Genomic DNA, 10,167 nt, shown 5'->3' with positions numbered 1-10,167 from the left:
CCGGAGGCCAAGGGCGCCGAAGTCATGCGCTCCCTGCTGCCGGACGTTCCGCAGATCTTCGTCTTCGATTCCTCCTTCTTCTTCCAGCTGCCGAAGGCCGCCAGCACCTACGCGCTGAACAAGGAAATCGCCGATCAGTACCACATCCGCCGCTACGGCGCCCACGGCACCTCCCACGAGTACATCTCCTCCGTGGTGCCGGACGTCATCGGCAAGCCGGCTGAAGGCCTGAAGCAGATCGTTTTGCACATCGGCAACGGCGCTTCCGCTTCCGCTGAGGTCTCCGGCAAGCCGGTTGAGACCTCCATGGGTCTGACCCCGCTTGAGGGCCTGATGATGGGCGGCCGTACCGGTGACATCGACCCGGCTGTGGTCTTCCACCTGATCCGCAACGCCCACATGAACGTGGACGAGCTTGACGCCCTGTTCAACAAGCGTTCCGGCATGATGGGCATGACCGGCTATGGCGATTTGCGTGAGGTTCACCGTCTGGTGTCCGAGGGCAATGAGGACGCCAAGCTGGCTCTGGATGTCTACGTGCACCGCATCGTCAGCTACATCGGCAACTACACCTACCAGATGGGTGGCTGCGACGTAATCACCTTCACCGCTGGCGTGGGCGAGAACGACGACGTGGTCCGCAAGATGGTGTGCGACAAGCTCGCTCCGTTCGGCGTCAAGCTGGACGAGGAGAAGAACGCCACCCGCTCCAAGGAACCGCGCATCATCTCCACTCCGGACTCCTCCGTGATCATCGCCGTGATTCCGACGAACGAAGAGCTGGCCATCGCCCGCAAGTCCGCCGCAATCGCCGAAGCCGGCACCGACACCTACGGCAACACCTTCGCCAAGTAAGTAACCGCCGTTAGGCATCTCACCAATCTCTAGTTGCAACACTATGGGGGCTGATTCCGATTGGAATCAGCCCCCATTCGTATATGGTCATGAGACCCCTACCCCTGCGTCATACTCCCCCTCAGTCGCCTCCGGCGGACTGAGGGGGGTCCACCAGAACACAGGACCCCTTACTGCCTCAGCATGCCGCTCCACATACCGACGAAATCAGGCAAGGTCTTGCGCGTGGTGGCCACGTTGATGACCTCGATATCGGGAATACGCAGCCCCAGCATCGCGGCGAACGTGGCCATACGGTGATCAGCATAGGTTTCCATCACGGCACCGTGCAACGTCTCCGCCGGCACCGGTTCGATACGCAATCCATCAGGCAATTCCTCAGCCGCTCCCCCAACACGACGAATCTCGTTGACCAATGCCTCCAGACGATTCGTTTCGTGGCCGCGCAAGTGACCAATACCAACCATGTCTGTCGACTTATCAGCAAACACCAGAATCGCCGCCAACGAGGGCGCAATCTCCCCGGCCGCCGTCAAATCGAACGTACCCAGCCCATGCACGGTGCCGTCACCGGTCACCTCGCAATAGCGCACGCCATCGATTGTCGGGAACGATACTTTGGCACCCATCTGTTCCAGATAGCCCGGCAACAAACCACCCGGCTGGGTGGTGGTCTCAGGCCAATGAGGCACCCGGACCGTGCCGCCGGCGATCAATGCCGCGCCGAGGAATGGCGCCGCGTTCGACAGGTCGGGCTCAACGGTCACCTTGCTCGGCAGTTGCATTGCGCGCGGTTCAACCGTCCATGTGCGGGCGGATTCGTCGGCCTCAACCGCACCGCCGGCACCGGTCACATCAGCCACAGTCATGCGAATGTGCGGTAGGCTCGGGGTCTTCTCCCCCGTGTGCGCGAGGTGCAGACCGCTAGGCAGTTTGGAACTAATCAGCAACAGGCCGGAGATGAACTGGGAAGAACCGGACGAATCGATGCTGACCTGCGCCTGGGCAGACGGCAAGGTTGCAGGCGGCGTAATAGTGAACGGCAGACGGCCAACCTCGCCGTGGTAATCAACCGTTGCACCCAGCTGTTCCAAACCGTCAAGCACCGGCTTCATCGGGCGTGCATAAGCCTGTTCGTCGCCATCAAAATTCACTGGGCCATCTGCAAACAGGGCAAGGCCGGGCACGAAACGCATCACCGTGCCGGCCAGTCCGCAGAACACATTGACGTTGCCATGGAATCGGCCGGATACAGGAGGAGTAACCGTTACGGTGGTGTCGGTTGCGGAATCCACGTCGCAGCGGACACCGAGGGCTTCGAGTGCGCCCATCATAAGGTCCGTGTCGCGCGAACGCAGCAGGCCAATCAGAGTAACGGGCTTGCTGCCGAGGGCGGCGAGAATCAGGTAGCGGTTGGATAGGGACTTGCTGCCCGGCACCGTTACCGTAGCGTTCAACGGCTGTGCGGCGAGCGGGGCAGGCCAGAGATTCGTGAGTCGTTCAGTCATAAGGCCAAATCTATCAAACAAATTATTCACCGGTCGGCAGCGATGCGGGATTCGATCTGCTGATCAGGTGCGGAAGACGGCTGCTCAAAACCGCCTTCGATGGCCTGCGCGTGCAACAACTGAGCGGCCGCGCGATCGGCCTCTATGGCAGCGATCTGGCGCGAGAACACGATGAACCAGCCGAGGAACGCCAGACCAGCCAACGCCTCCACATTGGTGAGGGTGTTGTGACCCATCATCATATTGACCCAGAATGCAGCGCATACGAGCGCGGTCAGGTCGGAGGCCACCATCACTGCTTTGGACAGGCGTGGCGCAAGCCACGGCAGGAGCACGAACAGCAGCAGCATGACGAACGGCAGGCCTTTGGCGCATATATTGTGCAAGAGATTGTGTGGCGTGTACCGAAACACGCCGATGCCGATGAATGCCAGGCCGGCCACCATCAGCAGGAAGGACAGAATGGAGATGCGCAGCATGAAATGTGGGATTTCGTAGCCGCGATTCGGATCTCTGTTGGTGCGGTCGTGCCAGAGGCGCTGTAGCCGTTCGGTGGTCACCAGCTCGGAGATGGCGAAGTAGCTGACGATGATGATGCATGTGCCGGCAAGAATCAGCGTGGAGTTGAACATACGGGCCGCGAACGTGGTTCTGTCACCAAGCTGCGAAAAGTTGTTGTGATACCAGTATGGGTCGTCGGTGGTCATGCCGGCGGTGACCACGCCGGAGATGACGAAGAACGGCAACAGGCTGGCAATGGTTTTGGCGTTCATCATCTCCGCCTGCACGAAGGTCATATACCCCACCACGCCGGCGAAGGCCGCGCAGACGCTGGAAAGATAGCCGGAGAACAGTGCCTTGCCCATCATATCGTTGGCCGCACCGATGAGGGCGAAGGACGACAGGAAGATGGTCGAGGCATACACCACCGAAAGGGCGACGATTTCGAAAATGCGACGAATCGGTGCAAACCAACCATGTTTGAGGTTCAATGAACGTGATTTGCGCGCATAGCCAATAATGAAGGAAATGACGCCGCATGCCGCCACGATGCCCGAACATACCATGAATCGGCGTTGCGTCAGCTGCCAGATGGCCGGCGCGTATTCCATGTACAGGTTCATCGATACCGCGCCAACGACGGCGCAAATCAAGAAGGAGATGAGTCCGGAGGTTTCTGCACGCTGATGACGTCCCATGCCGGGCCTCCCCTATCTATTCGATGCCGCGTTATCTTTCAACAACAAACAAAACTCCCCCCGAGGACAACGCTTTACTAGCAAGCCAGCGGGATTTGGCTGTCGCCATTCTACTGAAAATCTGAAACACTACAAAAAACGATTATGTACGGGCTTCTTAGCCTTTGCGACTATCGTTACCGCCTTGCCGAGTACCGTTGTTCATGCAGAAAGAAAGCAGTATTGGACACAATCGAATGAGCGTGTCGGTATCGTTGAAAAAGTAATGAATGACGGTTCTATCGGTTCAACCTTTAAGGGACGAACCAGCCGCGGCACCATGGCGCTGATGCATGACTATGCCGAGCTCATCAATGAATTACGTCCGACAGCAGAGCAATTCACCGAGATCGAGCAATACTGGGTCAAACGAATTCAGGCGTTCTTCACCAGCAAACCATTCAAGCTGGAGTCCGACAACTCGCTTTCCGTTGATGCGGCCGTGGAACATCTGCTGCGGCAGGCAGCGCAGCGGCGAAGGGAGAATCCGGGCACCATGTACGTCGGCACCGTCCTGCAGCATCTCGTCGCGGCAAAGCTCACCATCGTTGCTCCGGAAGTGGAAATCAACGGCGCGTCCGTTGCTGATGATCCGAGTCCGCGGCTTCCAACGGTGAGGCCGCGGACCGTCTCACAAAACCGTCCGCGGCTCCGCCCTCCTGTTTCGTCGCAACTGACTACACCGACGGGTTCGGGCGCTTCGTCACGAAAACGCCATTGCGATGCACCGTATACGCGCCGCCGTCACTGCCCCGTTCCGCCCGGAACAGGACGATCGGCTCCCCTGCGATGTCGCGCAGTTCGACATCCGATCTGCCACGTGTCAGATAGAAGTCGAATATGGCGTCGTCGGATTGACGCACGGTGTGCAGAACGTCAGAGGTCACGCCGCTGGCGGGCGACCGCAGGTTGGCTTCCGGCTGCCGGCCATCCTGCGGCTGCGCGGCAAGCCAGCCTCCCACGAATCGCGTCAGATCGCTCACGCCCAGATCGCAGCCGAGGAAATACGCCTCCCCTTCGCCGTACGTGTTGCGGGTGATCGCGGCCATGCCGTCAAGCTCCCACTCATCCGCTTCTTCGCCGGCATACGAGGCAAGCACCTGCACATGCGGTCCGGCGACGGTCACGTCACCGAGCTTGTCGATGACGCGATCGAGCCAGTCGAAATCCCAATGGTCTTCGATGGGCTGGAGGCGATCTCAGCTGAAGATGGCAAGGGCCACGGTGTTGACGCCGGCCTGGCCCATCAGGCGGATGTCGTCATCCCAGATTTCCTCCGGCCATTGGTCGGGACTATAGTCGCCACCGAAAGCGATGCCGCGTCCGTCCGCGGTCAGCAGTTTTGGCCATACGAAGTCACGTCATGCACGCACGGTTATCTCCTTTGGCAGGCGGCGCAGGGCCACGGCCCATATCGGATACCAGCTGATAGACACTCCTGGCCGATAGTCGACACGCCGCCGGTTCCGGCCCCACTGCCGGAACCGACATGGGTATGTTCATGACCGCCGACCGCAGGAACGAACAGGCCCGTCCGCCACGGACCGCATCTTGCGGTTCAGGCGGACGGGCCTTATGGGAGGGATGGGAACGGGAGATCAGTTCTTAATAACTGCCTGCGCCTCATCGTCGACGATCTCGCCGGAAGCGAGCTTGGCTTCGAGCTCCTCAACGATCTGCGCATGCATCTTCTCATCGATCTTGACCTTGAACCAGAACACGACGAGGCTGAGGATGATGAGAACAAGCGGGACGTAGAAGGCGAAGGTCTTGAACGTGGCGATGTTGGACGCGGTCATGTCGGCTGCCGTGGCATGACCGGTCATGCCAGCCGCGAGGGCAACGGCACCGACCGCACCGTTGGACATCGCGCCGCCGATCTTGTCGAGCATGGGACGCACCGACAAGGTGACCGCCTCGTTGCGCCTGCCGTTCTTCAGCTGGCCGTACTCGATGGAGTCGGTCAGCGACAGAATCGCGGTCATCTGGATGAACTGCGCAGGCACATAGAAGAAGATCAGGGCGACGATGACGACCGGCAGGTTGCTGGAGAACAGGGCGAGCATCGTGTAGCCGATGATCATGGAGACCATGCCGCCGGTGAACAGGTAGCGACGGGGAATCCAGCGGTTGAGAATCGGGTACAGCGGCGCCATGATGAATCCGGCGATCAGCGGGATGATGCCGGTGATGGAGAAGGCGGCAGGCTCGTCAAGCACGAACACGAAGAGGTAGTACATCACACCGGTCGTGATGACGTTTGCGATGGCGTACAGCAGGTAGGACAGGGCGACCCACAGCAGCTGGTCGTTCTGGAACAGCGCCTTGAACGCCTCGAACGGGTTGCCGTTCTTCTGGGCCTTGGCACGCAGCGCGCTGGTGCTTTCCTTGGTGCCAAAGGCGACGGTCCAGGCGGTAATCAGGCCGAGGAGCGCGACGATGAAGCCGAAGGAGGTCCATCCGGCCTGGCCCTGGCCCTTGGCGCCGGTGAACGTCCAGGTGAAGTAGCTGACGATCGGGATGACGATGACGGTGATGCCGTTGTAGCCGATGGAGCCGGTGAAGGTGCCGAGGGCGGTGTAGGTGGAACGCTCGTGGGAGTCGGAGGACAACGCCGGGATCATGCCCCAGTAGGAGATGTCGCGCAGGGAGTAGAACACGTCAAGCACGATGAAGGTGATGACGAACAGCACGATGAACAGCGTGGTGTTCACGTTGACCAGTCCGAACATACCGGAGAAGATGAGCATGATCAACACGGAGGAGACCAGTCCGCCGATGAACTGCCACGGGCGGAAACGGCCCCACTTGGTGGTGGTGTTATCCACGAGGTTGCCCAGCAGCGGATCGATGAAGATCTCGGCGATGCGGATAACGACGATCAGGCCGGTGATGACGGCGATCATTTGGGCGGCTAGAGCCTTGCTGTAGCTGACGAACAGGCAGCTGGTGACGTACGTGACGAAGTACGTGCTCATCGCGTTGTAGAAGGCAGCCTGCCCCAAGTTGCCGCACGCGTAGGCGATGCGCTGGCCTAACCCGCCCTTCCTGCGGACGTCACCGTCCGCGACATTTTCGTTGCTCATTAATCTTCTCCTTAAGAACCCAGAGCATGGAATCACTCATTGATTTTGCAAAGTATAGCATACAAGTTTTATCACCGTAAGCATACAAGTTTTATCACCGTAAGCATACAAGTTTTATCACTGAAAGTAAAAAGCATTAGTAAACAAGGAGATAAACAGCGTGTCGCAAGGATGGGATAACATGAGCTGAACCGAGACATTGCATGGACGCGGCGTAGCGTAGACGGCAAGCAGTGCCAGTGATTTGGAAGCGGTAAACAGGATTTGCGTTTTATATAAAAACTGTTTATCCTTTTCGGTAAAGGAGGCCCCGGCCTCTTCCATAATATCATTCACAACGAGGTAATGACAGAAAGCAGGAGAGCATGACAGACGTCACACATGTCGATCGCGCATCGCAGGCTTGGCTGACCGACCCGACGGTGTTCGAGGTGAACCGGACTCCGGCCCATTCCAGCCACAAGTGGTACGCCCGCGACCCCCAGAGCGGACAATGGTCCGATCTCAAGCAGAGCCTTGACGGCGAGTGGCGGGTCGAGGTCGTTCAGGCCGCCGACATCAACCTCGAAGAGGAACCCGCGACGGCCGAGTCGTTCGACGACTCCTCGTTCGAGCGTATCCAGGTTCCGGGCCACCTGCAGACGGCCGGTCTGATGAACCACAAGTACGTGAACGTCCAGTATCCGTGGGACGGCCACGAGAACCCGTTGGAACCGAACATCCCGGAGAACAATCACGTCGCGCTCTACCGCAGGAAGTTCACCGTCTCCGCCCCCGTGGCAAACGCCAAGCAGGCCGGCGGATCGGTGTCGATCGTGTTCCACGGCATGGCCACGGCGATCTACGTGTGGGTCAACGGCGCGTTCGTCGGCTATGGCGAGGACGGCTTCACGCCCAATGAGTTCGACATCACCGAACTGCTGCACGACGGGGAGAACGTCGTGGCCGTCGCCTGCTACGAATACTCCAGCGCCTCCTGGCTTGAGGATCAGGACTTCTGGCGTCTGCACGGCCTGTTCCGCTCCGTCGAACTCGCCGCCCGCCCGCATGTGCACATCGAGAACACGCAGATCGAAGCCGATTGGGATCCCGAGGCCGGCACCGCCTCCCTCGATGCCGCGCTGACCGTGCTCAACGCGGCCGACGCGGCCACGGTCCGCGCGACCCTGAAGGACGCCGACGGCAACACGGTGTGGCAGACGACGGGCGACGCGGAGGCGCAGACCGCGATCTCCAGCGGGCCGCTGCAGGGCATCGCCCCTTGGAGCGCCGAAAGCCCGACGCTGTACGAGCTTGACGTCGACGTCATCGACCAGGCGGGCGACGTCATCGAATGCACGTCCCAGAAGGTCGGTTTCCGCCGCTTCCGCATCGAGGACGGCATCCTGACCATCAACGGCAAGCGCATCGTGTTCAAGGGCGCCGACCGCCACGAGTTCGACGCCGAACGGGGCCGCGCCATCACCGAGCAGGACATGATCGATGACGTGGTCTTCTGCAAGCGCCACAACATCAACTCCATCCGCACCTCGCACTACCCGAACCAGGAACGCTGGTACGAACTGTGCGACGAGTACGGCATCTACCTGATCGACGAAGCCAACCTCGAAGCCCACGGCAGCTGGTCCCTGCCCGGAGACGTCCTCACCGAGGACACCATCGTGCCGGGTAGCAAGCGCGAATGGGAAGGCGCCTGCGTCGACCGCGTCAACAGCATGATGCGTCGCGACTACAACCACCCGAGCGTGCTGATCTGGTCACTGGGCAACGAATCCTACGTGGGCGACGTGTTCCGCGCCATGTACAAGCACGTGCACGACATCGACCCGAACCGTCCGGTGCACTACGAGGGCGTGACCCACAACCGTGACTACGATGACGTCACCGACATCGAGACCCGTATGTACTCGCATGCCGACGAGATCGAGAAGTACCTGAAGGACGACCCGAAGAAGCCGTACCTCTCCTGCGAATACATGCACGCCATGGGCAACTCCGTGGGCAACATGGACGAATACACGGCGCTCGAACGCTACCCGAAGTATCAGGGCGGCTTCATCTGGGACTTCATCGACCAGGCCATCTACGCCACCCAGCCCGACGGCACCAGGAGCCTGCGCTACGGCGGAGACTTCGGCGACCGTCCGTCCGACTACGAGTTCTCCGGCGACGGCCTGCTGTTCGCCGACCGCAAGCCTTCCCCCAAGGCCCAGGAAGTCAAGCAGCTGTACTCGAACGTCCACATCGACGTGACGAAGGACTCGGTGTCCGTCAAGAACGACAACCTGTTCACCGCCACCGGCGACTACGTGTTCGTCCTGAGCGTTCTCGCCGACGGCAAGCCGGTCTGGCAGTCCACCCGGCGTTTCGACGTGCCCGCCGGTGAGACCCGCACGTTCGATGTCGCATGGCCGGTGGCGGCGTACCGCGCCGACGCCCGCGAACTGGTGCTGCAGGTTTCGCAGCGTCTCGCCAAGGCGACCGATTGGGCCGAAAGCGGCTACGAGCTCGCCTTCGGACAGACCGTGGTGCCCGCGGACGCCACCGCGACGCCCGACACGAAGCCGGCCGATGGGACCATCACCGTGGGCCGTTGGAACGCCGGCGTGCGAGGCGCCGGACGCGAGGTCCTGCTGTCGCGCACCCAGGGCGGCATGGTCTCCTATACCTTCGCCGGCAACGAGTTCGTGCTGCGCCGTCCCGCAATCACCACCTTCCGTCCGCTGACCGACAACGATCGCGGCGCCGGTCACGGTTTCGAGCGCGTCCAGTGGCTGGGCGCCGGCCGCTACGCCCGCTGCGTGGACAACGTGCTCGAGCAGATCGACGACAGCACGCTCAAGGGCACGTACACGTATGAGCTCGCCACCGCGCAGCGCACCAAGGTGACCGTCTCCTACACGGCCCACACCGATGGCCGCGTGAACCTGCACGTCGAATACCCTGGAGAGCAGGGTGACCTGCCCACCATCCCGGCGTTCGGCATCGAATGGACGCTGCCTGTGCAGTACACGAACCTGAGGTTCTTCGGCACCGGCCCGGCGGAGACGTACCTGGACCGCAAACACGCCAAGCTCGGCGTGTGGAGCACCAACGCTTTCGCGGATCATGCGCCGTACCTCATGCCGCAGGAGACGGGCAACCATGAGGATGTGCGTTGGGCCGAGATTACCGACGATCACGGCCACGGCATGCGCGTCAGCCGCGCCGATGGTGCCGCGCCGTTCGCGGTAAGCCTGTTGCCGTACTCCAGCTTCATGCTTGAGGAGGCTCAGCACCAGGACGAGCTGCCGAAGCCGAAGCACATGTTCCTGCGCGTCCTTGCCGCACAGATGGGCGTTGGCGGCGATGATTCCTGGATGTCGCCGGTGCACCCCCAGTACCATATCCCGGCGGACAAGCCGATCAGCCTCGATGTCGACCTCGAGCTGATCTGATCAGAATTGATCCGATAGTCCACCGTGCAAACGATGTGGCCCC

7 protein-coding genes and 3 pseudogenes are annotated in these 10,167 nt (G+C 60.8%); 4 read left to right on the top strand and 6 right to left on the bottom strand.

Annotated features, from left to right (window positions below):
- The coding region (locus tag Q5H31_RS06005) for an acetate/propionate family kinase (RefSeq protein WP_302457598.1) at positions 1-855 on the top strand (855 nt) is incomplete at its 5' end.
- A 170-nt stretch (positions 856-1,025) separates the two neighbouring features.
- Here Q5H31_RS06005 and aroA read toward each other — a convergent pair.
- Both aroA and Q5H31_RS05995 read right to left on the bottom strand, forming a co-directional pair.
- The gene (gene aroA / locus Q5H31_RS06000; protein ID WP_065445061.1) at positions 1,026-2,363 is read right to left on the bottom strand and encodes a 3-phosphoshikimate 1-carboxyvinyltransferase; all 1,338 of its coding nucleotides are present in this window, start codon (positions 2,361-2,363) and stop codon (positions 1,026-1,028) included.
- 26 nt (positions 2,364-2,389) lie between these two features.
- On the bottom strand, positions 2,390-3,562 hold the full coding sequence (locus tag Q5H31_RS05995; protein WP_302457597.1) for an ABC transporter permease: 1,173 nt from the start codon (positions 3,560-3,562) through the stop codon (positions 2,390-2,392).
- Positions 3,563-3,683: 121 nt separating this feature from the next.
- Here Q5H31_RS05995 and Q5H31_RS05990 point away from each other — a divergent pair.
- Together Q5H31_RS05990 and Q5H31_RS05985 are read left to right on the top strand one after the other, a co-directional pair.
- A pseudogene (locus tag Q5H31_RS05990) lies at positions 3,684-3,857 on the top strand (DUF4928 domain-containing protein); the annotation flags it as partial.
- A 24-nt stretch (positions 3,858-3,881) separates the two neighbouring features.
- Positions 3,882-4,133, top strand: a pseudogene (locus tag Q5H31_RS05985) (DUF4928 domain-containing protein); the annotation flags it as partial.
- 145 nt (positions 4,134-4,278) lie between these two features.
- On the opposite strand, the pseudogene Q5H31_RS05980 reads toward Q5H31_RS05985, so the two are convergent.
- From Q5H31_RS05980 to Q5H31_RS05970, 4 genes and pseudogenes are all read right to left on the bottom strand, one after another.
- Positions 4,279-4,731, bottom strand: a pseudogene (locus Q5H31_RS05980) (beta-galactosidase trimerization domain-containing protein); the annotation flags it as partial.
- A gap of 69 nt (positions 4,732-4,800) precedes the next feature.
- The gene (locus tag Q5H31_RS08225) at positions 4,801-4,857 is read right to left on the bottom strand and encodes a hypothetical protein (RefSeq protein ID WP_230578897.1); all 57 of its coding nucleotides are present in this window, start codon (positions 4,855-4,857) and stop codon (positions 4,801-4,803) included.
- Positions 4,858-5,199: 342 nt separating this feature from the next.
- Complete coding sequence (locus tag Q5H31_RS05975) at positions 5,200-6,687, bottom strand: glycoside-pentoside-hexuronide (GPH):cation symporter (protein WP_195202241.1); 1,488 nt, start codon at positions 6,685-6,687, stop codon at positions 5,200-5,202.
- A gap of 117 nt (positions 6,688-6,804) precedes the next feature.
- Positions 6,805-7,011, bottom strand: a complete 207-nt coding sequence (locus Q5H31_RS05970; RefSeq protein ID WP_302457596.1) for a hypothetical protein — start codon at positions 7,009-7,011, stop codon at positions 6,805-6,807.
- Between the two features lie 41 nt (positions 7,012-7,052).
- Between Q5H31_RS05970 and Q5H31_RS05965 the strand changes: the two genes are divergently transcribed.
- On the top strand, positions 7,053-10,124 hold the full coding sequence (locus Q5H31_RS05965; protein ID WP_007052022.1) for a glycoside hydrolase family 2 TIM barrel-domain containing protein: 3,072 nt from the start codon (positions 7,053-7,055) through the stop codon (positions 10,122-10,124).
- Positions 10,125-10,167: the final 43 nt, after the last annotated feature.

The organism is uncultured Bifidobacterium sp. (genome assembly GCF_959020155.1).
Lineage (GTDB): Bacteria > Actinomycetota > Actinomycetes > Actinomycetales > Bifidobacteriaceae > Bifidobacterium.
This window is presented reverse-complemented; position numbering and strand designations above follow the sequence as displayed.

Coding starts and splice junctions, on each gene's coding strand:
- Q5H31_RS05965 (WP_007052022.1), top strand. CDS start 7,053: ATGACAGACGTCACACATGTCGATCGCGCATCGCAGGCTTGGCTGACC.
- Q5H31_RS05970 (WP_302457596.1), bottom strand. CDS start 7,011: ATGGAAGAGGCCGGGGCCTCCTTTACCGAAAAGGATAAACAGTTTTTA.
- Q5H31_RS05975 (WP_195202241.1), bottom strand. CDS start 6,687: ATGAGCAACGAAAATGTCGCGGACGGTGACGTCCGCAGGAAGGGCGGG.
- aroA (WP_065445061.1), bottom strand. CDS start 2,363: ATGACTGAACGACTCACGAATCTCTGGCCTGCCCCGCTCGCCGCACAG.
- Q5H31_RS05995 (WP_302457597.1), bottom strand. CDS start 3,562: ATGGGACGTCATCAGCGTGCAGAAACCTCCGGACTCATCTCCTTCTTG.